At 38.3% G+C, this 23374-nt stretch carries 20 protein-coding genes, 2 pseudogenes and 1 other annotated feature; of the genes and pseudogenes, 16 read left to right on the top strand and 6 right to left on the bottom strand.

Translation table 11 applies throughout. From position 1 onward, the window contains the following. The first annotated feature begins 795 nt into the window (after nt 1–795). The 7 genes from AZE41_RS11560 to thrS all read left to right on the top strand — a co-directional run bounded on the left by AZE41_RS11560 (nt 796) and on the right by thrS (nt 11303). The gene (locus AZE41_RS11560) at nt 796–1299 is read left to right on the top strand and encodes a GNAT family N-acetyltransferase (RefSeq protein ID WP_067209475.1); all 504 of its coding nucleotides are present in this window, start codon (nt 796–798) and stop codon (nt 1297–1299) included. A gap of 444 nt (nt 1300–1743) precedes the next feature. Continuing rightward, the gene (locus tag AZE41_RS11555) at nt 1744–2535 is read left to right on the top strand and encodes a helix-turn-helix domain-containing protein (RefSeq protein ID WP_067209473.1); all 792 of its coding nucleotides are present in this window, start codon (nt 1744–1746) and stop codon (nt 2533–2535) included. A gap of 247 nt (nt 2536–2782) precedes the next feature. Then, complete coding sequence (locus tag AZE41_RS11550) at nt 2783–4021, top strand: LL-diaminopimelate aminotransferase (protein ID WP_067209471.1); 1239 nt, start codon at nt 2783–2785, stop codon at nt 4019–4021. A gap of 13 nt (nt 4022–4034) precedes the next feature. Further along, nucleotides 4035–4946, top strand: coding sequence for a diaminopimelate epimerase (gene dapF, locus AZE41_RS11545; protein ID WP_067209469.1), 912 nt, complete (start codon nt 4035–4037; stop codon nt 4944–4946). 2 nt (nt 4947–4948) lie between these two features. Continuing rightward, the gene (glnA, locus tag AZE41_RS11540; protein WP_067209467.1) at nt 4949–6274 is read left to right on the top strand and encodes a type I glutamate--ammonia ligase; all 1326 of its coding nucleotides are present in this window, start codon (nt 4949–4951) and stop codon (nt 6272–6274) included. A 63-nt stretch (nt 6275–6337) separates the two neighbouring features. After that, a complete protein-coding gene (asnB, locus tag AZE41_RS11535; RefSeq protein ID WP_067209465.1) occupies nt 6338–8188 on the top strand; it encodes an asparagine synthase (glutamine-hydrolyzing) in 1851 nt (616 codons plus the stop codon). Between the two features lie 921 nt (nt 8189–9109). Beyond that, nucleotides 9110–9334: a binding site (T-box leader), on the top strand. Between the two features lie 49 nt (nt 9335–9383). Beyond that, on the top strand, nt 9384–11303 hold the full coding sequence (gene thrS / locus AZE41_RS11530; RefSeq protein ID WP_067209462.1) for a threonine--tRNA ligase: 1920 nt from the start codon (nt 9384–9386) through the stop codon (nt 11301–11303). A 997-nt stretch (nt 11304–12300) separates the two neighbouring features. On the opposite strand, the gene AZE41_RS11525 is transcribed toward thrS, so the two are convergent. After that, entirely contained in the window at nt 12301–13074 is a 774-nt protein-coding gene (locus AZE41_RS11525; protein ID WP_067209460.1) for an alpha/beta fold hydrolase, read from the bottom strand. A gap of 90 nt (nt 13075–13164) precedes the next feature. Continuing rightward, a pseudogene (locus AZE41_RS11520) lies at nt 13165–14177 on the bottom strand (IS30 family transposase). Between the two features lie 86 nt (nt 14178–14263). On the opposite strand from AZE41_RS11520, the gene AZE41_RS11515 reads away from it, so the two are divergent. Then, the gene (locus tag AZE41_RS11515; RefSeq protein ID WP_231885667.1) at nt 14264–14782 is read left to right on the top strand and encodes an NUDIX hydrolase; all 519 of its coding nucleotides are present in this window, start codon (nt 14264–14266) and stop codon (nt 14780–14782) included. A gap of 217 nt (nt 14783–14999) precedes the next feature. Here AZE41_RS11515 and msrA read toward each other — a convergent pair whose 3' ends face one another. Both msrA and AZE41_RS22205 read right to left on the bottom strand, forming a co-directional pair. Continuing rightward, nucleotides 15000–15530 (bottom strand): peptide-methionine (S)-S-oxide reductase MsrA, encoded by a 531-nt coding sequence (gene msrA, locus AZE41_RS11510; protein ID WP_067209456.1) that lies wholly within the window; start codon nt 15528–15530, stop codon nt 15000–15002. Nucleotides 15531–15695: 165 nt separating this feature from the next. Beyond that, entirely contained in the window at nt 15696–15794 is a 99-nt protein-coding gene (locus tag AZE41_RS22205) for a YjcZ family sporulation protein (protein WP_082786576.1), read from the bottom strand. Between the two features lie 256 nt (nt 15795–16050). On the opposite strand from AZE41_RS22205, the gene AZE41_RS11505 reads away from it, so the two are divergent. From AZE41_RS11505 to AZE41_RS11485, 5 genes are all read left to right on the top strand, one after another. Further along, complete coding sequence (locus AZE41_RS11505) at nt 16051–17010, top strand: LCP family protein (protein ID WP_067209453.1); 960 nt, start codon at nt 16051–16053, stop codon at nt 17008–17010. 26 nt (nt 17011–17036) lie between these two features. Next, a complete protein-coding gene (locus AZE41_RS11500) occupies nt 17037–18242 on the top strand; it encodes an AI-2E family transporter (RefSeq protein WP_187044880.1) in 1206 nt (401 codons plus the stop codon). A 3-nt stretch (nt 18243–18245) separates the two neighbouring features. Further along, nucleotides 18246–18629 carry a sporulation protein gene (locus AZE41_RS11495; RefSeq protein ID WP_067209440.1) on the top strand — a complete coding sequence of 128 codons (384 nt, stop codon included), beginning with the start codon at nt 18246–18248 and terminating at the stop codon, nt 18627–18629. Nucleotides 18630–18774: 145 nt separating this feature from the next. Further along, nucleotides 18775–19185, top strand: coding sequence for a MarR family winged helix-turn-helix transcriptional regulator (locus AZE41_RS11490; protein WP_067209437.1), 411 nt, complete (start codon nt 18775–18777; stop codon nt 19183–19185). Nucleotides 19186–20026: 841 nt separating this feature from the next. Next, nucleotides 20027–20272, top strand: coding sequence for a hypothetical protein (locus tag AZE41_RS11485; protein ID WP_067209436.1), 246 nt, complete (start codon nt 20027–20029; stop codon nt 20270–20272). Between the two features lie 136 nt (nt 20273–20408). Here AZE41_RS11485 and AZE41_RS22200 read toward each other — a convergent pair whose 3' ends face one another. Beyond that, the gene (locus AZE41_RS22200; RefSeq protein WP_082786575.1) at nt 20409–20636 is read right to left on the bottom strand and encodes a site-specific integrase; all 228 of its coding nucleotides are present in this window, start codon (nt 20634–20636) and stop codon (nt 20409–20411) included. Between the two features lie 12 nt (nt 20637–20648). Then, nucleotides 20649–20849 carry a hypothetical protein gene (locus AZE41_RS23285; protein WP_067209433.1) on the bottom strand — a complete coding sequence of 67 codons (201 nt, stop codon included), beginning with the start codon at nt 20847–20849 and terminating at the stop codon, nt 20649–20651. Between the two features lie 276 nt (nt 20850–21125). Between AZE41_RS23285 and AZE41_RS11475 the strand changes: the two genes are divergently transcribed. The 3 genes and pseudogenes from AZE41_RS11475 (at nt 21126) to AZE41_RS11465 (ending at nt 23369) form a co-directional block, all read left to right on the top strand. Then, the gene (locus AZE41_RS11475; protein WP_067209432.1) at nt 21126–21794 is read left to right on the top strand and encodes a DNA alkylation repair protein; all 669 of its coding nucleotides are present in this window, start codon (nt 21126–21128) and stop codon (nt 21792–21794) included. Between the two features lie 146 nt (nt 21795–21940). Next, nucleotides 21941–22304 (top strand): annotated as a pseudogene (locus AZE41_RS11470) (DUF6262 family protein). A gap of 99 nt (nt 22305–22403) precedes the next feature. Beyond that, a complete protein-coding gene (locus tag AZE41_RS11465) occupies nt 22404–23369 on the top strand; it encodes a helix-turn-helix transcriptional regulator (RefSeq protein WP_067209429.1) in 966 nt (321 codons plus the stop codon). Nucleotides 23370–23374: the final 5 nt, after the last annotated feature.

Below are 23374 nucleotides of genomic sequence, written 5' to 3'. Positions count from 1 at the left end.
TGAATAAGTACCTATCGCAAACCTACACTGTTTAAGTGAAAAGTGCAGCTGCTTTAGAAGTAAAGAATAGCTACCTTTTTCAAAAGGTATCAGTGCCCGAAGATGCAATTTCGGGCACCCTGGTACATTGTACAGGCTGTTCTTTAGTAAGGTATATGACACTATAGAAAGTGACACTTCCTAAAATAAGAAAAGAAAAGACCATAAAGAAAGTTTCAGCCGCCAAAATTGTATCTTTGGCGGCTTTTAACCAATTAGGAACCCCTCTATTCCCTCGTTCCCAAAAGCATTAGCACTTCGTGTACCTTTGCCTTTGGAGAGCGACGGATGAACGACCACCAGACGATTACTGAAGAAAATGTATAGGAATGCGGCGAAGTCGCATTCCTATACATAAAAATAGCTCAGTTATGTATAGAAGTTGTTCAATCCAAAGCTAGCCAGAAGCAACTGTAAACCGATCGCGTAGTAGTCAATTAAGTTATTAATTGGTTGTTTTTGGTTAATCAACAAGTGTGTTATTAACGTTCTATAAGTAATAAAAACCCTTTGCATGAATTTCACTATCAGATTTATATTGATTGAAAGGTCATTCAACAATCCTAATAAACTGCCTCTATAAAATGGGCATGCTCAACAATTGTTCTTTTTATTGTGATTCTACAATAAGAAGGTAGAATTTAGAATAGTAGCTACGTTTAACTGTGAAAAATTGGAGAGAAAAATCAACATAACATTTACCAAAGCTGATAAAATCACAGAAATTGAGTTAACAATAAATAAGTAGGTGAAAAAATGGAAATTATATATGAGACTAAACGTTTATATCTATGTGTGTTTAATGACTCTCACTTAGATTCAGTGAAAAAGTTTTGGGGTGATGAAGAAGTGATGGCATTATGCGATGGTGCTTCTTCAAGTGATGTGTTGGGCCGAGTTATCGAAGGCTATAGGAAATGTCATGAAATTAACGGTTTATCCGTGTACGCAGTAAAAGATAAAGAATCTAAAGAAATTATAGGTGCTGCTGGATTTAATTGTGTGAATTCATTAAGCGATGTGGAATTAATTTATCATTATAGTAAAAAATCTTGGGGCAAAGGTTTCGCAACAGAAGCGGCGTATGCTTGTGTAGAAATCGCCATAAATCATGGGGAAGTACAGGTTATCACTGCTTCTGCAAGTCCAGAGAATAAAGGGTCTTTAAAAGTATTAGAAAAGATTGGATTTCCTTTTAAATGCATGAAATGGTTTGAAGATACAGAGCAAGAAGAACTTTATTATGAATATAGGATATAGAAGTTATAAATAATCTACGAACTATAATGAATTGATAATAAAAAAATCTCTAAAACCTCTTTTCTTTTTTTCCTATTTCGTGATAGAGTAGTCCCTTATGCTTCACGCGCAACTCTGATTTCGCTTTTTATGTTACCGTCGCGCGTATGTATCAACGGTTGAAATACTGTTGCTTTAAAAAACAGTTTGACAATCACCTCAAGATGGGCAAATTTTTCATACCTACTTGCTATCTGTGCTTGGAAGCTTTATGCGGTACATCTACGACATATAATAGCAAGTAAAGGATTTCTATCCATTCAAGACTGTATTGAATACACTGTTGATAGTAATTTTAGCGAGTTTTATCGAATATGGTTACATAGAGTTAACCGAAGACAAAAGGTAGACGAGCATTATTAGGAATTACCTAAAAAGGTTTGCTGAAAAATAAGGGGGTGCTGCATGTTAGATTTGAATCCGGATCAATTTATTTTGAAACCGGCATTTGCCACTATTCATTGTGAGCCGACTTGGAAATGGAAAAAGCGCGATAAACCGTTCCCTAATTATGATTTATTTTATGTTTGGAGCGGTGAAGGAATATTGGTACTAAACGGAAAGTCTTATGATATACAAAAAGGGCACTGTTTTCTTTTTAAACATGGAGACGTGACAACTGCCACGCATAATCCCCAAGACCCCCTAGTATTAACCTATATTCATTTCGACTTAACTGAAACACCACAATTGGTCCCTACCGCCCATCGGATGGTTGAAAATACTTTCAGTTTTGAATCACTCTTAACTCAATACGTTCGCTTGTTATTAGTGAAAACATTTGGAATGGAAATAGAGGCAAAGCTCATCTTAAAGCAACTAATGATTCACCTATTGAGAGCAGAAGAAGAAGAAAAGGTAGAGCAAATGGCTTACACGAGCAATATCTTGCTGGAAACTGTTCGGGAAATAGCTAACTATATTCAGCAGCATCCCGGTGAACAACATTCAATTGGAAGTTTAGCAGCTCGAGCCAATCTTTCTCCAAGATATTTTTCTCTGAAGTTTAAACAAATAATTGGCCATACGGTTAGATCATATATCATTCGTTCGCGCATTGAACGAGCGGAACATTTACTCCGTTATTCAGGTATGACAGTGACAGAAGCTGCGTATGTACTTGGATACAGCGATCTCCATTTTTTCAGCAGACAATTTAAAAAGTACACAGGTAAAAACCCTTCAGAAATTCGTTAAACTCGCCAGGCTCTTATGCTTGGCTTTTTTTATTGCAAATTTACTGTATCACTAAAAAAGTGCAAATGTTTAAGCAATAAGTCTAAATCAATTCCATTTAATAATCGATATTATAAAAGTAGAAAATGAATTCAAATAGTAGAGGAGAACAGAGGTAGGTTGGGCTATTCAAGAAGTATGGAGGTAGTCATTGAATGTAATGAGTACAACATAAGCAAAATGTCATGAATGTTTTGGGGGAATAGATATGTCAGCTGATTATATACAACAACTGTTTGCAGACCGTTTAGGGGGTCCGCAATTTGGTTTAAAAGAGGAAATCTATAAATTTGAAAAAATAAAAAGAATAAAAAAAGAAGCATTGCAGGCAAATCCTCATATGGAATTGATCGATCTTGGCGTTGGAGAGCCTGATGCAATGGCAGATGAAGCAGTTGTGGAAATATTGGCAGAAGAAGCAAAGAAGCCTGAAAATCGCATGTATGCGGATAATGGGATAGTTGAGTTGAAGCATGCAGCTGCCAAATATATGAAACATGTATTTGGAGTGTATGACCTCGACCCAGAAACCGAAATCAACCATTCGATCGGATCAAAGTCAGCCTTGGCGATGCTTCCTGCAGCCTTCATCAATTCTGGTGATATTACACTTATGCCATCGCCCAGTTATCCTATTTTAGGCACTCACACAGAATACTACGGAGGAGAAATTGTCCATCTGCCGCTATTGGAGAGTAATTCATTTCTGCCAAAACTAGATTCATTGAATGAGGGTATTCTCAAGAAAGCGAAGCTACTTTACTTGAATTATCCGAACAACCCAACAGGGGCTGTAGCAACTGTAGAATTCTTTGAGGAAGTAGTCCAATTTGCAAAGAAAAATCAATTGATCGTTGTGCATGATGCTTCTTATGCTGCTCTCGTATTCGATGATGAAAAGCCGTTAAGCTTTCTTTCTGTACCCGGGGCAAAGGAGGTTGGAATAGAGCTTCATTCCTTATCGAAATCATTCAATATGACAGGCTGGCGCATTGGTTTTATGGCAGGAAATTCGAAACTTGTCAAAGTGATTAAGACAGTGAAGGACACTATTGACTCTGGTCAATTTATCGCCATACAAAAAGCAGCGGCATTTGCCCTTTCTCATCCAGAAATTACAGAACAAACTGTAGCTAAGTATTCACGGCGTCACAATCTTTTGGAAAAAGTTTTACGTGAGTGTGGCTTTAATGTTAAAAAACCGAAAGGATCATTTTTCTTATATACAAAGATACCAAAAGCGGTAGCAAGCGGTCCTCACTTTCAGTCAGCGGAAGAGTTTAGCCAATATTTATTACGTGAACATTTAATATCCAGTGTTCCATGGGATGATGCCGGACACTATGTGCGATTTTCGGTTACGTTTCAAGCGAAAGGAGTGAAAGAAGAGCAACGAGTAATCACTGGAATCAAAGCGAGGTTGAGTACATCCAAATTCATCTTTTAAGGGGGGGATAAAGTTGTTGTTTACTAAAATGCATGGTTTGGGAAACTCCTACGTTATTTTCAATCAATTAGAAACTGAAATGGACTACCAAGGCTATAATCAGCTTGCTCAAATAGTATCTGATGTGAACTTCGGTATCGGGTCTGACGGCATAATAATAATAGGATCTTCGGATATAGCAGATTTTCAAATGAGAATTTTTAACGTGGATGGATCGGAAGCAAGGAATTGTGGCAACGGATTGCGTTGTGTAGCAAAGATTCTTTTTGATCAAAAGTACGCTACAACATCTCCTTTTACAATTGAAACGTTGGGTGGGGTGGTGAGTTTGGAAGTAGATGTAGACCATGAAAAGTACGTGCAGTATGTAACTGTTGATATGGGCGAGCCCAAACTACTAAAAAATAGGATACCGATGCAAGGAAATCCATTCTCGGTTGCGATAAATGAACCGCATTCTTTTGGAGGAGATGTGTATTACATGACTTGTGTATCGATTGGGAATCCACACGCAATCATGTTTGTTGATGATGTGAATGAAGTGCCATTAGATAAAATAGGTCCTGTAATTGAACACTCTGATTTGTTCCCAGAACGAATAAACGTCGGAATTGTTCATGTCAAGAACAGCCAAGAAATTGATTATCGAGTGTGGGAACGTGGATCGGGTATAACAATGGCTTGCGGAACAGGGGCTTGCGCTGCGGTAGTAGCTGCCACATTAAACGATATGTTGGATAGACATCTTCCGATAACCGTTCATCTACCTGGAGGAGACTTGACGGTTAGCTGGGATGAACATGGCCACATTTGGAAAAGAGGAAAAGCAACATATATCTGCCATGGAGAATTGGGGAGAGACACCTATATTAATGGTTCAGTAATCGATGAAGGCAATGATTTTAGACAAAAGGGGAGGATCTAAGTATGAACAGAGAATCTATTTTAGATTTGGCTAAGATGCAAAATGTAAGGTATGTTCGACTACAATTTACAGACTTATTCGGGAAAATTAAAAATGTTGAAATTCCGATTAGTCAGTTGCCGAAAGCACTCGATAACAAAATGATGTTTGATGGCTCATCAATTGAAGGATTTGTACGTATTGAAGAATCTGATATGTATTTATACCCAGATTTAGATACGTTTATTATCTTTCCTTTTACAACAGAAAAAGGAAAGATCGCGCGTCTCATCTGTGATATTTATCATCCAGATGGAACACCATTTGAAGGTGACCCTCGCAATAATCTCAAAAGGATTTTAAATGAAATGAAAGTACTTGGGTTTTCTGATTTCAATGTTGGACCTGAACCTGAATTTTTCTTATTTAAACTCAATGACAAGGGTGAACCATCATTGGAATTGAATGATCATGGCGGTTATTTTGATCTTGCACCAACTGACTTAGGGGAAACTTGCCGTCGCGATATCGTATTTGAACTGGAAGAAATGGGATTTGAGATTGAAGCTTCCCATCATGAAGTAGCACCGGGCCAGCATGAAATTGACTTTAAATATCAAAGTGCCATAAGAGCCTGTGATGATATTCAAACCTTTAAGCTTATCGTTAAAACTATTGCTCGCAAACATGGGCTACATGCGACATTTATGCCTAAACCATTATTCGGCATAAATGGATCTGGCATGCATTGTAACTTGAGCTTATTCAAAAATGGCGAAAATGCATTTTATGATCCAAACGGGTCGCTAGAAATAAGTGATACTGCAAGAAGTTTTGTGGCAGGAATTCTGAAACATGCTCAGAGTTTTACTGCTATTACAAACCCTACTGTAAACTCCTACAAAAGGTTAGTTCCCGGGTATGAGGCGCCATGCTATGTGGCTTGGTCAGCAAGAAATAGAAGTGCACTTATTCGAATCCCCGCATCACGTGGAATGAGTACACGTGTAGAGGTTCGTAGTGTTGACCCTGCTGCAAATCCATATTTAGCCATGGCTGTCTTGTTAGCTGCGGGATTAGATGGCATTAAAAATAAATTAACACCTCCTGAAACAATTAACAAAAATATCTATGTGATGTCAAAAGAAGAGCGGGAAAAAACCGGAATCATTGATTTGCCGGCTACTTTAGCTGAGGCACTAAAAAAATTAAAAGCAGACAAAGTGATTACTCAAGCTATAGGCAGCCATTTGTTGGAACGGTTTATTGAAGCAAAAGAAATTGAATGGGATATGTATAGGACACAAGTACACCCATGGGAACGCGATCAATATCTGTCGCAATATTAATGAAGCGGTGGATAGTGAAAAAAAGCTAATATGTAAATTTCTAATGAGAAGGAGTGATTGCGAGTGTGTGGAATAACAGGATGGATTGATTGGCATCAAGATTTGACACAGCAAGTATTCATTGTGGAAAAGATGGCGAATTCATTGGCGAAGCGTGGTCCGGATGCTTCTAATGTATGGAGTTCGCGCCATCTGTTACTTGGTCATACCCGGCTTATAGTTGTCGATCCTGCCGGAGGTATACAGCCGATGTCAATAGAAAAAAACAACCATACTTTTACTATCGTATATAACGGAGAGCTTTATAATACAGAAGAAATTAGAAAGGAATTACTACAAAGAGGGTACTCTTTTCAGTCATATTCCGATACGGAAGTGTTACTGACGGCATATATCGAATGGGGAGAAAATTGCGTAATGCATCTAAATGGAATTTTTGCATTTGCTGTTTGGGATCAACACCGAGAGCAGCTTTTTATGGCAAGAGACCGACTTGGTGTCAAACCTCTATTTTATCGTGAAGAAAACGAATCGCTCATATTTGGTTCAGAGATTAAAGCAATACTTGCACATCCAAAAGTGAAAAGTGAAGTGGACAGGGAGGGGTTTCAGGAAATATTTGGATTAGGGCCATCCCGGACTCCTGGTCATGGTGTCTTTCGGGGCATTAATGAACTTCGCCCAGCTCATGCATTAATTTACAATCGAAATGGACTGAAAACTTGGCGGTATTGGAATGTAGAAAGCAAAAAGCATCATCATACGTTAGATGAGACGGCTGAACAAGTAAAAATTCTTGTAAAGGATGCCGTTGAGCGCCAGTTAGTTGCTGATGTACCTGTTTGTACATTCTTATCTGGAGGAATTGATTCGAGTGCTATTAGTTCATTTGCTTCAGAATATTTTAAAAAAGAGGGACGCGGTACCCTTCATACGTACTCCATTGACTACGAGCACAACAATCAATATTTCAAAGCGAGTTCCTTTCAGCCTGATCAAGATGCACCATGGATAGAGAAAATGCAACAATATTTGGGGTCTATTCATCACTCGGCTATTATAAATAATGATCAGCTGGCAAATCTGTTGGAAGAAGCAGTGATGATGAGAGATTTACCTGGTATGGCAGACGTAGACTCATCATTGTTATGGTTTTGCGAACAGATGAAACAAGATTATACAGTTGCATTGTCTGGTGAGTGTGCGGATGAGATCTTCGGAGGATATCCATGGTTCTATAAAGAAGAACTGCTGCACGGAAAGGAGTTTCCGTGGATGCGGTCACAAACGGAAAGACAGCAGCTGTTGCTTCCACATTGGCAAAAGAAACTCGATTTGGAAGGGTATGTGAGGAATCGCTATAACGAAACGATTAGTGAAGTGCCTCTTCTAGGGGGAGAAACCCAAATAGAAGCACGGCACCGGGAAATGTCTTATTTAAATATGATTTGGTTTATGTCAACGCTTCTGGAGCGAAAAGATCGCATGAGTATGGGAGCAAGTTTAGAAGTACGGGTTCCATTCGCCGATCACCGAATTGTTGAATATGCCTGGAACATACCGTGGGAAATGAAAATGCTGAACGGCCAAGAGAAAGGAATATTACGAAAGGCTTTAGAAGGAGTACTTCCTAATGAAATTCTATACCGGAAAAAGAGTCCGTACCCTAAAACACATCATCAAACATATATGAAACTCGTAAAGACTAAGTTAAACGACATCCTAGATAATAAAACATCTCCCCTACTAGAACTTGTCTCAAAACAAAGAGTCAAGGACATCATCGATTCAGACGGATCCTCATTCAAAGTTCCTTGGTTCGGTCAGCTTATGACAGGCCCCCAACTCATCGCCCACCTATCCCAAATTAACATGTGGTTAGTAAACTACAACATAAACATCATTGATAACTAATCTCCTTCGTTCTTTATTGTTATTAAGTGGCCGCAAGCAGCAAACGTTTTATGTCAGTGACTCCGCTCATTTATATAGCTTGCTTGACGTGTGAATAAAGTAACCCCACGGGAATTAGCATAATCCTTGGGGTTATTATTCCCATATTATTTCGTTCAAAAGGTTTTTTCGCTTACCTTAAGAAAGAGAGGAAACCCCTGAGAATATAACCACAAAATGAACATGGATTTCTGGATATATTCATAATTAATTACTCCTTTGACGTAGCTAATGAAATTATAAATACTGCTGAATTTAATTGTATGAATTTATTAATTAATATAGAATTAACTTATCATTATAATGAAAAATATAGTGGCAAAGGTTTCGCAAGAGAAACAGCGTAGTCTTACTTAGAAATTGCCGGAAATCATGTAGAAGTGCACGTGTACACAGCATCTGGAAGTCCTGATAGTCAAAGGTCACTAAAGGTATTGGAAAAGGTCGGCTTTACTTTTTTAGGTATGAAATGATTTGAGGATATGGGCCAGTATGAACCTAACTATGAGTATCCTTTTTAACTAATCATACATAAACTGTATTGGATGCAACCCAAAAAAGCTTGATAATCCATTTTCTTTGTTGTAGGATATTAACTAATTCGATTTCAATGAATTTTAACTATACTTGTAACAGCGATGATAAAGACATGAATTGTTTTGATGGTTTCCAGAGAGGGAAGTATTGCTGAAATCTTCCTAACTTAGAAAAACAATTTACCACTTTTGAGCTGCATGAAGCCGTCTATGCTACGTTACAGCACCATGAGCAAACGCCATTGTTGGATGGTGTTAGAAATTTGGGTGGAATCACGAGCAAACACACTCGTCCCTTTACTAGGGATGGGTGTGTTTATTTGTATAGAAATATAACTGAATAACGATAAAAGCGATGACAAAGACATGAATTATTTTGATGGTTTCCAGAGAGGGAAGTATTGCTGAGAACTTCCTAACGCAGAAGATAATTTACCACTTTTGAGCTGTATTAGTGAAATGAAGTAACTAATTCCGTTAATGCTACGTTACAGCGCCATGAGTTAACACCATTGTTGGATGGTGTTAGAAATTTGGGTGGAATCACGGGTAAATCATACTCGTCCCTTTATTTGGGACGGGTTTTTTTTTATACAAAAAATTGGATGGGGTGTTTTAAGATGAATGACAAGCAAATTGAGATTCGATTTCCAGACAGTAGCCGAAAGAATTTTCCTCTAGGTATTACATTAGCGGATATTGCACAGTCCATTAGCTTAAGTTTGAGAAAGAATGTTGTAGCGGGAAAAGTGAATGAACAATTATATGATTTATCACAATGCATTATGGAGGATGCTGCGATTACACTTTTCACAAAGGAATCGATAGAAGGACTCGAAGTTCTAAGGCACACAACTGCACATGTGCTAGGGCAGGCGGTTAAAAGACTTTATGACGATTCGAAGTTAGGGATTGGCCCCATAATTGAACACGGTTTTTACTATGACTTTCTATCGGATACAAGCGTCACTTCGAATGATTTAGTAATGATTGAAAAAAAGATGCAAGCTATTATCGAAGAAGATTTGAAAATTGAACGTATAGAAGTCACGTATGGAGAGGCAGAAGAACTATTTGAGAAGCGTGGCGAATTGTTTAAATTAGAACTATTAAAAGACATACCAGCGGACGAGAAAATTTCCCTTTATAAACAAGGAGAATTTATAGACCTTTGCCGCGGACCACATTTACCGTCAACTGGATGGATAAAAGCATTCAAGTTAACGCAGGTGTCAGGTGCTTATTGGCGGGGAGATAGTGATAATCAAGTGATGCAACGTATCTATGGAATTTCCTTTTTGAAAAAGAAAGACTTAGAACAGCATTTGTATTTTTTGGAGGAAGCAGAAAAAAGGGATCATCGAAAACTTGGAAAGCAACTTGAATTATTCATGTTCTCTGAGGAAGCACCAGGCATGCCGTTCTATTTACCGAATGGGCAGATAATACGCACTGAGCTAGAGAACTTTTCACGTGCACTACAGACGAAGGCGGGGTACGCAGAAGTCCACACGCCTTTCATGATGAATCAACGTCTGTGGGAGCAATCGGGGCACTGGGATCATTACCATGAGAATATGTATTTTTCAGAAGTGGAAAACGCAAAATTTGCTATGAAGCCGATGAACTGTCCGGGCCATATGCTAATTTTCAAAAATAGTCTTCATTCATACCGTGATTTACCAATACGTATGGCTGAATTCGGTCAAGTCCATCGACATGAATTTAGTGGTGCTCTTAACGGATTATTAAGGGTTCGAACATTTTGCCAAGACGATGCGCATATTTTTGTGAGGCATAATCAAATTAAAAGCGAAATAAAGCAAGTTGTTCATCTGATTGATGAAGTTTATCAAACTTTTGGTTTTGAATATTCGATTGAACTTTCAACTAGGCCAGAACAATCACTAGGAAGTGATGAAATTTGGAATGATTCAGAAGAGGCTCTAAAGAATGTATTAGATGATCTAGCAGTTACTTATCAATTAAATGAGGGGGATGGTGCATTTTACGGACCAAAAATTGACTTCCATATTAAAGATGCACTTGGACGCAGCCACCAATGCGGCACAATTCAACTCGATTTCCAAATGCCTGAAAAGTTTGACCTCACGTATATTGATGAAAACAACGAAAAAGTTCGGCCGGTGGTCATTCACCGTGCAATTTTTGGCTCAATCGATCGTTTTTTCGGCATACTGATTGAACATTTTGCAGGTGCTTTTCCAACATGGCTTGCTCCTAGGCAAGTACAAATTGTTCCAGTTTCAAGTGTACATTTGGATTACGCATTGAATGTACAATCCGTTTTAAGAAATGAAGGCATACGGGTTGAAATTGATCAGCGGAACGAAAAGTTAGGCTACAAGGTAAGAGAAGCCCAACTTCAGAAGGTTTCTTATACACTTATTCTTGGTGACAAAGAGGTTAGTGATGGAACGGTGAATGTTCGGGAATTTGGTAGTCAGAAAACGGAGTGTTTATCTATTGAAGGCTTTGCTTTGCTAATTAAACAACAGATAGAGCAGCGTGTTCTTTAAGAACCTCAATTCTTCGGAAATGTGAGTAGTTGGAATTAACGGTATAATTAGTTAAAAGTATATCTTTCCTATAAGTACAGGGGGGAATTGTCAATAGTAGAAGTTATACGTTTAAGACGTGAAATCACTAGTTTTCAGGAGAAAGAAATTCTGGGGACCTACTGGATCAAATCATAGATTCAGCTTTATGCACCTTCAGGGAATAATTTTCCTTCCCGTGAATTTATCGTCATTGAAAAACGTGGAAAAATTGGCTGTTTTGAAAAACGACACCCTTCATGAAATGGCTGTCTACTGCGCAAGTGGCGATTGTTGTGACTGGGCGACCTGGTATCAGTAAATAGTGGCTGCAAGATGCATCCATCGCGACAGCATTTATGTGGTTAGCTGCAACGGATCTACAGCTCGGCGTTGGGTTTGATGCTGTCTATCATTCAGAGGATGCAGAAGAGTCGAGGGTTCGTGAAACAGATGTGAGGGAAGCTTTAAACATCCCGTCAGACCTAAAATTGTTGCAATTCTAGGTCTTGGTTTTCCTATAGAAAAACCAAAAGTCAAAAAAATATTGAATCGAGATGATATCGTCCATTACGAATTATTTCAAACCGACATCGAATAATAAAAAATGCTTACCTGGATTAGTTATTTCAGTTCTGAGTAGGCATTTTTTAGTTGGGCATAGTTTGACGCATACGTTTACTTAATACTTATCTTTACTTTCCGATACTATTGCTATTATTTTTACGTAAAATGTAATATTAAATGCAACAAAACATAAAAGTCCCCATTAACCATGACTCAGGCGATGTTAGCGAGTTCTTCTAACAAGCACTCTTATGGCGTGCGGTAGTCTAGAATCTTTCTAGGTAGACGGTTGCGCCAGTCCTCGGCGTAACGGATTGTTTCTTCCACATCAGAGTTACGAAATCCTGCAGCAACTCACCTTCACAAGGCCGGTAATGCTCACTATTAATTATTTGAAGGTCCAACATAAATTTCATCCTTGCATCGTTTGCTTTCCCATCCCCTTCAGCATTATAATAATCTCCTCGATCACAATTTCCGGTTCATCGTGATGAATATAATGTCCGCTCCGACAAGCAATCCGGTGTTTGCTTGACGTTGACAGCCACTGGAAATCTACTTGCAGCCTTTGCTCAATTTCCAGTATTTCCTTATCAGGCCATTCCCCGTCACTCTTATCCGGTAAGCCTCTTGTGATAATTGAGAGAGGAATGTCACTTATTCGGAAATAATCAACGATTTGTTTATAACTCTGTACCTTATCGATCTTCTCACTATTTAACATAGGATTCTCGAAATATTCCCTATTTCCTGCAACCAACTTTTTAGGCAAAACCTTTTCATACGCAAGCTCTTTATATTCGGGCGCAGCATCAACCAAAATTATACCGGAAATGACCTGCGGATAAAGGCTTGCATACAATCTGGCGACCAAACCGCCAAAAGAATGCCCCACCAATACATAGGGCGGTTGGACCTCAAGCTCTAGCAACAATTCGGAAAGCTCCTCTACCAGATCAAGGCAAGTCCGCGGGGCGGATGTCACACGGCTCCTGCCAACACCCGCCCTGTCGTAAGAAAAGGTAGATGTTTCCTGAGATATTCGGCCTTGGACCTCGTTCCAAGTCTCACAACTATCGCCTAATCCAGCTATGAAAATTACGCTCGGTGTACTTTTTTGTGAATATTTACTGTACAGCCTGCGGTTATCGCAGGTATCAATTAACTTTTTACGTTGAATAGTCACTTTTAATCACCCATTTAAATTATAAGCTAAACACTATTAATTTTTCTACCTTAAATGCAATAAATCATGAAAGTACAGACGAACCGTTACTCAAGCTATATTGGAGAGTTCTTCTAAGAAGCATTCTTCAGGCGTTTGATACCCAAGAATCTTTCTAGGCAGGCGATTACACTAGTTTTCTGCATAGCGAATTGTATCTTCAGAAACTGAAGTGATTGTTTTCCACTTCGGGATAAAACGATGGATTAATCCATTATGGTCCTCATCCGTTCCACGTTCGCAAGATGTATAGGGATGGGCAAAGAAGACCTCTGTACCTTCACGGAAGACGGAAGTATTAAGTTCGGAGAATTCGGATCCGTTATCAGCGATAATTGTTTTAAACAGCTTTGCGAAGTTAGTCTCGTAGTTCACAGAAAGCAGCACTTACCGCTTAGCTACTCTTGGCAAGAATCCTTAAGGTGATCTCCTAACGGGTTTTACGTTCAGTAATTGTGAAAGGTGCCTCGTCCTGGCTCTTCTTTCCGATGGCAGTAACGATTTCCCAATCGCCGAATACTTCACGATCCTCGACTTCAGTCGGGCGCTCTTCGATACTACGACCAAGAACACGCTTGTTTACCCGGCTTCTTTTTGTTTTTGTGTTTAGGCGAACCTTCATAGGTAAATCAATATTTTTGACAGTGATGAGTCTGAGCTCAATATAGTTGTAAAATGTTTTTGTACAAACGCGTGCCTTATCAAAGAGATTGTTGCGCTACGCAAATCCGCAGACGTCGTCGGGTGACCACTCATCATTCAATATCTTAGCCTCTGCAAACTTGATAAATTCAATGGTTTCATCAAGCTTGGGTTTGGCACCGCAAGCTTTCTGATTTTCTTGGTATTTGACCTGGGCTGTCTCTGGGAAGTGGGCTTCGTACATGGTGCGGCCGGTTTTCAACTGTGTTACGGTACCACGCTTTAATTCACGCCAGATTATACTACGGTCATAGTCGATCGAGTTTGAGATGTCCTGCATGGATTTTCCCTTCGCCGTGAAGCGCTGCAATCATGCCTCGTTTATAGGTGCGTTTAAATGTGGTAGAATGTGTTTGTGCCATAGATAAACCTCCGTATTGATTGTGTTTTAGTCGACCTGATCATACACGGTTTGTCTGTGGCTTTTCATGTTTTAAGGTTGTTGCATTTGATTATACAACTAGTCAAAATAAGAAAGCTTGACTTGAAGGGAATGAAATTCATGGATGTTGTATTTAAAACTGAAAAAGCTGTATTTAATTATCGAGTAGCTGGAATTTGGATTGAAAATGGGCATGTTTTATTACATCGGGATGTAAATGAGTCGCAATGGTCGCTTCCTGGGGGAAGAGTTGAAATTGCGGAGGATTCGCAAAGCAGCCTTAAAAGGGAATTTCGTGAAGAATTGGGAATTGACGTGCATGTGGACCGAATGGCTTTGGTCATCGAGAATTTCTTTGAACATGGCGGGAGTGATTTTCATGAAATTGGCTTTTATTATGCGATAACATCAAAGGGGAATCCATCTTCATATAACGAAGCCCCTTTTCATGGCATTGAAGGCGAGCGATTAATATTTAAATGGACACCAATCAAAGAACTGAATGAAGTCGCATTATACCCTGAATGTTTACGTGCCGTTTTAAAAGATATGACGCCGTATATCCAACATTTTGTAGTTAAATAATAGAAGTTTATCAATCTTAATTCTAGTAAAATTGATTATTCTTTTAGAACAGGAAAAACTAAATAATGAGTACTTTGATAAGCGCTCATTATTCAGTTTTTTACATATATGATGGGACTTAGCTTGGAAGTCCTGCTTTAATCCCAAAAATAAAGAATATCATAGAAATTGCTAGTAGTTTAACGAAATACATTGTCGGGCACTCCAGTTCTTACTGTTACGACCAGTGCCCTGCGATAAATTCATCCCGACCAGAAAGTGCGCGGTCTTCTTCGTAATGCCCTTGTTCTTTTGCGTGATAATCCTGGTGATAGTCTTCTGCACGGTAAAATGTTTCAGTGGGACGGATTGGTGTCACAATCGGTTTAGAGAATGTACCGCTTGCACCAAGTTTATCTTTAGACGTTTCGGCAATTTGACGCTGCTCATCTGTATAATAGAAGATAGCTGTTGAATACGAATGTCCGCGGTCTTGGAATTGTCCATCTGCATCGGTCGGGTCGATTTGCTGCCAAAATACATCCAGTAATTTATCATAGGAAAAAACGGATGGATCATATGTGATTTCGACGACCTCTAAATGACCAGAGTCGCCCTTTTTGACATCTTCATATGTAGGATTCACAACATGTCCTCCCATATAACCGGATACGACGTCGTGGATACCGTCCCACTCTTTAAATGGTTTCACCATACACCAAAAACAACCACCAGCAAATGTGGCTTTTTCAACTATTTCTTTAGTCATCGTTACCAACACCCTTTCATTGCATATAAGTAAATTGTATCATAATTAGAATAGTAGAAAATAGTTGTTTGCCTCTGTTTAGTACAACAGCAAAAAGAGCGCCTACTAAGCGCTCTTACAGTTGAGAGATGCTAATGAGCGGTTGAGATTGGATTATTTTTTATATTAATAGATGAAGCTTGCGCCAATGATTATCAATAGTATAAAAAGCACAACAAGCAAAGCAAACGAGCTACCTTCTCCACCACCATGTTCACGTCCCATATCTTACACCACCTTTCTTCACCAACATCTATGTAACATATGCAGGGATGTAATGGGGGGAGTGGGGAACTGTTGTAAATCGACCATTATAGAATAAATATTAATGGATATAACTACATTTACAGACCTAGATCCGCGCAAAAAATAGTTAAGGTTAACCTCAAGGGCCCATCGTGTTATAATTGAAATAATTAGACGCAACCAAGAGACTTCCTGTTCGTCCTAATGGAGATATCACTTTTTGGAGGAATCAATAATGGAAGAACATTATGAAGGGCCAGTACCGAAAAGAAGAAGAAAGAAAAAACTTCGCATCGGCAGGGTCATCTTTTTAATAGTCACACTCTGTTTTATCGGAGCTGGGTTGTATTCATATACTGAATACAATGCGGGGAAATCGTTGGCAAAAAACAATGGGATTGACCCGGGTCCGTTTAAAGGGGATGCTACAGATCCGAAGTATACATCCGTTGAAAATTACTTACTGCTCGGTGTGGACGATGATGGCAGTGGGAAATCGCGGACAGATACGATGATGGTGCTATCTTGGGATAAGGGTGCTGGGAAGATACGGGTGATTTCATTTATGCGTGATATTTATGCGGAGATTCCAGCATACAAGTCGTATAAGTTAAATACCGCCTATTATCTCGGCAAACTGCAGACTACGAAAGACACGATAACAGGGATGTTTGGTGTCCCTATTCATCACTATGCAATTGTTGATTTTGCTAACTTTGAATCGATTGTTGATATTGCGTTTCCAGGCGGAGTAGAGATTGATGTTAAAAAAGAAATGTCAGAAAAGATTGGCGTTACACTTATGCCAGGAAAAAAACAGTTGAACGGCAAGGAATTACTTGGCTATGCGCGTTTTCGTGCAGATGAAGAAGGTGATTTTGGTCGAGTTGCACGACAACAAGAAGTAATCTCTGCGATGAAGGACGAAGCGATGCGACCAGGAATGATTGCAAATGTGCCGAAGCTTGCAGGAGCGTTATCAGGTTTCATCAATACGGACTTAACGTCAAAAGACGAAATTTCACGTGCAATCTCCCTTATAATGAAAAAAGGTGCAGAAGTTGAAACGATGACTGTTCCAATAGAGGGATCCTATTCATTTAATTCGTATCCACACGCTGGATCTGTTATTGAAGTGGATAAAGTGAAAAATAAAGAGGCGATCTCAAAATTCCTTAATATGAAGTTGGATTAATAGCAGAAACTTGACGAGAGTAGAGGATGCCCATGGAAGCTGATGAGAATAGAAATAAACCGATTTCGAATATAATTCGTTTTTTAGGTGGGCGTAGCACGTTGTTTGTTCTCATTTCACTATTATTGATTGGCTTAATCATACTTATTTTTAATCGGATTTCTTTCATTTTTTATCCGATTACTGTCTTTTTCTCGACGGTAGTATTGCCAGTCATTCTTGCAACAATTGCTTATTACTTACTAAGGCCCATCTTACGTTTATTAGAAAAAATCAAAATACCACGAATCTGGGGTATATTAATTCTATTCATCGGAGCCATGGGTCTTATCACCTTGCTGGTCTTTATGGTATTTCCATTCTTGAAAATACAGTTTAATAACCTTGTCGAAGACTTCCCTACATATTTCAGCCAGATGGTGCTGAAAATCGATGAGTTTTTAAGAACATCGATTTTCGCTTCTTATTATGAAAGTTTGGATATTAATGTAAAAAATATCCTTGAATCTGGGCAAGGGGATATCGGAAAGTATTTCACGGATGCGGTCGGTGGAATTGCAAGTGGTCTTAGTTCTTTCATTTCTGCTTTAACTGGTTTTGTTCTTGCAATTATTACGGTGCCCTTTATTCTCTTCTATTTATTGAAAGATGGGGAGAAGCTGCCACGTTACTTTGTTCAGATGCTGCCTCCGCACATGCGTAATGACGCTAAAACCATTCTTCGCGATGCGGATCACCAAATTAGTTCTTATATCCAGGGGCAAATTCTTGTCGCGATTTGCATTGGTGTCATGGTTTCAATTGGGTTTCTTATCATCGGAATGAAATACGCGTTACTGCTCGGTGTCATTGCAATGTTTACAAGTGTCGTCCCGTACCTAGGACCGCTTATCGCAATTACTCCTGCAGTCATTATCGCTGTGGCATCGCCCTTCATGCTTATCAAGTTAGCAATCGTTTGGACAATTGTTCAACTCATCGAAGGGAAGTTTATTTCACCGCAAATTATGGGGAAATCATTGCATACACATCCGGTCACTATCATTTTTGTTTTACTCACTGCAGGATCGTTGTTCGGTGTGCCCGGTGTCGTTCTCGGAATCCCGGGATATGCACTCATTAAAGTTGGGGTAACACATTTATTTAAATTGTTCAAAATACGGTATAATAAACATGTAGCTGCTGAAGGCTTATATTATGAAGATCCGGATGGTCGAAGATTGGGGGAATAGAACATGGTAAGGCAGTTTTTATCAACGATTGAATATGGAGAAATGACCGTTAATACAAACGTCGATGGACCGAATGTCGCTTTTGGTGAAACACTTTCCGGCACGGTTTATATCGATGGGGACGCCAGTGATGAACTCGTCGATTTTATTGTGATTGAGTTGTTGAAACGGTCGGAAATTGATGAAGTGATTATTGCAAAACAATCTATTGAAATAATGAGTGACATCAAATCAAAAGAAACATGGATGATTTCGTTTGAAATGGTACCTGACGAGCGATGGGAGAGCGAATCGGAAACTCGAATCCAAACGCTTATTTTAAAGACCACGGTTCATCTCAAAAATGGAATTGATATCCAAGATGAAGGCGAAATTACATATACATGATATCCAACGCGTCCAACTATATGGACGCGTTTTTGCATTTCGCCAAAGCCACTCATATGCAAGGGATTGAATTTTCTATCAATACAGTTACTTATACTTTTCTTGCTGTATAATTGTAGAAAGAGTTGGTGGGGGGAATTCATTAATGGAAAAAATCATTCCTATTTTTCACTCGTTATCTAAAAGCATGCGTGGCATTCATAAGTCGAGTTGCAATGTGATTTCAATCGTTCAAAGTTCAATACTTTATGAGATTTCATTAATGAATAAACCGTCCATGCAAATGGTGGCTGAAGCTGTCGGTATGGACATCACGACGTTTTCCAGACAGATTGGTACGTTGGAGAAGAAAGAGCTGGTCGTCCGAACTCCTTATGAAGGAGACCGGAGAATATATTTATTGTCGTTAACTGGAAAGGGCAGTGACATGGTGGTGGCCATCAATGGAATCATTGCTTCCAAAATGGAGAATGCCTTGGCTTCTATGAATGACTTTGAACGTGAAACAGTCCTTCGCTCTATGCATGTATTGGAGGTAAAGCTGCGAGGGAACTAAGTAGTAATCAGGGATGAGGGGATTACTATGTGCGGAATTTGCATTTTGCAAGTGATTAAATTGTCGATAAATTGCGGCATGTAAATAGATGAGGTAAATAATTTGCAAAATGCAAGTGAATAACTTCGCTTTTTTCATGAGGGTAGGTTGGTTTTGCTAATTATTTGTAGAGTGCAACTATTCTTTATATGTATACGAGTTACTAACTACTTGGTGTTTACGTATTAAGAATAATTTATGGACAGACCTTTTTAATAAGATTGATAAAGGAAAGGGTTCATACATTTCTAGCCGTTCATTCATGGTCTTTTTATTAACGAAATGTGTTTAAGTGACGGTTTGAATAGCTGTCACCAAACACTATTATAAGGTTTTTATAGCTTTTGCTTTAAATCTCGCTTGCTGAATTTCGTAATAAGTTTGTGAAGAAAGAATTCGCGATTAATTTATCAGTAGTAAAAAAAGAGGGACTTCAAAAAGAATAGTAAGGGACAAATCAAGAACGTCTAATCAGGCGTTCTTTTTAATTACCCAAAATAAGGAGTGATGGAATGGCTGACAGAGACGTTAAAATGATCATCTAACGGGCATTAAGACTTTTTTTAGCACAATGGCTAAAAATGACATGACTGGAGCTTTAGAATCCGCTAATTCGGCTTATTACAAGTTCGATAAGGGGGTAAGACGATATTGTATGTTGAACGGCACAGTAACTGTAGGAGTCCACATTGTAGTAATGGTAGCTTTGTTGTGGCAAAACATTCAATGGAAATACAGGAAATAGGCCGTTACCGAAAGGACGAGTAGTTCATAAAATAGTAGAAGGGAAAGAGGTGATTAAATGTTTGAAGTTTACGATGTAGTCTTAATTCCTCTGATATTGGGGATTGTGGAGTTGTTTAAAAGGGCTGGCGTGAGTAAAAAAGTGTTGCCGTTTATCGCTTTAGTAATCGGTATTGCTGTAGGTGTGATTTATGTGGCTGACTTTGATTTAAAACAGGGTATATTAGTTGGTGCAATGTTAGGGTTATCAGCCTCAGGATTGTATTCAAGTGCTAAAAACACTGTAGAGAAGAGTGACGAGTAATCGTTACTCTTTTTTAGGTGTAGCTTTGTTAAAATCTGATGAGAACGTACGCCCTTGCTTTGCTGGAATAAACAATAGAGAACGGAATTGTTTTGGATGATTTCCAAGGTAATGAATGTAGAAATCAGAAAGCTACTTACAGCGGGGCAATATAGGTTAAAAGAGTTTTTTTCTTACATAGAGGATTATTATCGAGGCTTCTCATGAGTTGTGTAAACTTTTGGGAACATTCTTTTTTCTTTTCTTGTGTTACGTGGAGATAAACATTCTTGGTGATTTGATCATCTGAATGGGCAAGTCTACCCATGATTTGTTCGAGTGCGACACCTGCTTCTGCTAAAAGTGAAGTGTGTGTATGTCTCAATGAGTGAGGTGTCTAGTCTTTGTTTAATTTTGTGATTGCAATAAGTCTAGCTATCCTGAGTTGTACCATTTTAATGACGATAGGATATCTTGGATGTCTCTCTGTTTTAGCCAAGATGAGGTCTTGATTATTGTAAGCATCACCTAACTGCTGAATGGTTTTTGCTTGAGTTTCTTTGTGAAGGCTCAAAGCTTTGATCACATCTTCATCCACAACAATTTTCCGTCTAGATTTTTTCGTTTTTGGTGTCACCAACTGAAACTGATTTCGTTTCCAATTAAAATGAATTAAATGTTATTACTTATATTAAAGAAGGTTGCTTTTCTATTATAGGTGGAGAAAGCTTTAATACGATATATGCTACAATATTAAAAAAGGTAAACTTTGGAGGCACACCACTGCAATGAGACTTATAACGAAATTAAGTTCTTGATATATCCTGTCAAGGACATATTAAGAAACAATGCTTTAATAAAGGAGTTGTATAAAATGAATGAAAATAAAGGTACAGAAATAAAACGCTCATCAAAAGCAGAAAACATTCTCCCTCAGATCAATAGTAAAACTAAGCTAGGCGACTTACGAAAAATCGCGAAGGACATTAAAAAAGATCACGAACTAGCTGTGGAACTTTGGTCAACCGAAGAGTTCTTGCCCAGACTATTAGCAATCTTAATTATGGACAAAAAACTTCTTTCACAAGATGTGCTAAATAAGCTTGATAAGGATATGCAAACTCACACTTTTGATGAGCGAAATAACTTAATGGATTGGTTAATGGCTAATCAGCTCACCAAAGACAAGAAGAAAATTGCATTGATGGAGTCATGGGGAAATAGTCCTTCTGCTCTTCAAAGGCGAGCTTTCTGGTATTATCAAGGGCGATTGAGATGGACTGGACAAACACCGCCTGATAACACCGCAGACTTGCTATCTGCATTAGATGCTAATATTACGCAGGAAGAACCGGAAGTTCAATGGGCTATGAATTTCACCGCAGGCTGGATAGGCGTTTATGATGAAAAGAATCGCGCACGTTGTATTAAACTTGGTGAGAAAACGGGTCTTTACAAAGATGAAATAGTAGCAAAAGGATGTACTCCCAGCTATTTGCCAGAGTTCATTAGGATTGAAGTTAACAAACGACTTAATAATTAGTTACCTCTGAAAAATTCATTAGGGTTTGATGCAAAAAATAAAGGAATTCAAAGCCTCAATATGAAAATTGTAATAGGCTTGGAACGGAAAATAAAGAAAACAACGCGTTTTGGCATCTATTCATTCTTTAAAGGAGACGAATTGAGATGACTAGAAAGAGTAACACAACTGCCATAATTCAACTATCCAAAGAAAAGTCGGAGAAGACAAGAATTAAGGTTGAAAATACAATTTCAGAGATGACATTGAAAAAAGAGAAGATTAATTTTAATTCCGTTGCACAAAAAGCAAATGTTTCAAAGTCATGGCTTTACAAACAAAAAGATATTAGAACTAGAGTGGAGACATTAAGGGATGCAAATGAGTGAGTTAAACCCTCGAAAAACTAGTAAAAGTGTCCGTTCAGAGGAAGTATTAATAAAGACCTTAAAAAAACGTATAAAGGCACTAGAAGAAGAGAACAAACAATTAAAAGATCAAGTTCAAAAATTACATGGTAAGTTGTTTTAGCTTTTTCGGTTTTCTTACTTTTAAATAGAAATTCAATGAATAGGTAGTGTTTTTAGTGTGATTTTAAAATAAAACTATTTCCATATAGAGGTGGATTCTGTGGCTAAAATTGACAATGTACTAGTAATTCTATGGATGCTTAGTTCAGGTGAAAAAATTACTGCAAAACAAATTTCAGAAAAGCTAGAGATGAATATAAGAACTGTATATCGTTATATTGATACACTTTCAATAAGTGGTGTACCTATAATTTCAGACGCAGGACATAACGGTGGGTACACTTTATTGAACAATTTTATTGAAGCTCCACTTTTTTTTGATTTTGAGGAGCAAACCTCGCTATTTCACGCTGCTATTTTTGCAGAAGAAGCGGGATATTATGGAGGTGAAGCACTAAATAGGGCTATTTCAAAGCTAAGAAAATATTCGAATCAAGAGCAGGAAACAAAGATAAATCAACATTTAACTAGTCTTGAAGTAATAAGTCGATTAAGTTCCCTCGCTATGGAACCTTTTTTGAAGGAATTGGAGCAGGCCGTAGCTGACGGATACTCTGTAAAAATTCTATACTATAAAAGTGGCGAAGGGCAATCAAAGTATAGATTGGTGGATCCGTACAGGATTATTTATTGGAATAATAAGTGGTATGTGATTGGATTTTGTCATCTTAGGAATGATATCCGTAGTTTTAGAGTAGATCGAATGGAAAGTCTAATGTTAACCGAAAATAAGTTTAACCGACCAGAAAATTTTTCAGCACGTGACTTCTTTATGAAAAACCTTGTTCCAACTATAGAAGATAAGGAAGGGATTATTTCTTTGGTTATTAATGGAGATAAAAGGGCATTGGGTGATATTTGCCAACATTGGTTTTTAGGACATTATTTACAAGAGTGGACTTCAAATCAAGCAGTATTTCTCCTTGAGAAAGATATGATACATACATATGTACCTCATTTGCTTTTACCGTACGGTAAATCTATTCGAGTTATTGAGCCAATCAGTCTTAAGAAAAGACTGGTTGAAGTTTTGTCGGAATTAATAAAATTTCATCAAATTTGTTAACTTCC

It is taken from the genome of Sporosarcina psychrophila (genome assembly GCF_001590685.1).
Classification (GTDB): Bacteria; Bacillota; Bacilli; order Bacillales_A; family Planococcaceae; genus Sporosarcina; species Sporosarcina psychrophila.
This window is presented reverse-complemented; position numbering and strand designations above follow the sequence as displayed.

Coding starts and splice junctions, on each gene's coding strand:
- AZE41_RS11485 (WP_067209436.1), top strand. CDS start 20,027: ATGTTTGAAGTTTACGATGTAGTCTTAATTCCTCTGATATTGGGGATT.
- glnA (WP_067209467.1), top strand. CDS start 4,949: ATGAACAGAGAATCTATTTTAGATTTGGCTAAGATGCAAAATGTAAGG.
- AZE41_RS22205 (WP_082786576.1), bottom strand. CDS start 15,794: ATGGGACGTGAACATGGTGGTGGAGAAGGTAGCTCGTTTGCTTTGCTT.
- AZE41_RS11550 (WP_067209471.1), top strand. CDS start 2,783: ATGTCAGCTGATTATATACAACAACTGTTTGCAGACCGTTTAGGGGGT.
- AZE41_RS11555 (WP_067209473.1), top strand. CDS start 1,744: ATGTTAGATTTGAATCCGGATCAATTTATTTTGAAACCGGCATTTGCC.
- AZE41_RS11495 (WP_067209440.1), top strand. CDS start 18,246: ATGGTAAGGCAGTTTTTATCAACGATTGAATATGGAGAAATGACCGTT.
- AZE41_RS11560 (WP_067209475.1), top strand. CDS start 796: ATGGAAATTATATATGAGACTAAACGTTTATATCTATGTGTGTTTAAT.
- msrA (WP_067209456.1), bottom strand. CDS start 15,530: ATGACTAAAGAAATAGTTGAAAAAGCCACATTTGCTGGTGGTTGTTTT.
- AZE41_RS11475 (WP_067209432.1), top strand. CDS start 21,126: ATGAATGAAAATAAAGGTACAGAAATAAAACGCTCATCAAAAGCAGAA.
- AZE41_RS11505 (WP_067209453.1), top strand. CDS start 16,051: ATGGAAGAACATTATGAAGGGCCAGTACCGAAAAGAAGAAGAAAGAAA.
- AZE41_RS11500 (WP_187044880.1), top strand. CDS start 17,037: ATGCCCATGGAAGCTGATGAGAATAGAAATAAACCGATTTCGAATATA.
- thrS (WP_067209462.1), top strand. CDS start 9,384: ATGAATGACAAGCAAATTGAGATTCGATTTCCAGACAGTAGCCGAAAG.
- AZE41_RS11490 (WP_067209437.1), top strand. CDS start 18,775: ATGGAAAAAATCATTCCTATTTTTCACTCGTTATCTAAAAGCATGCGT.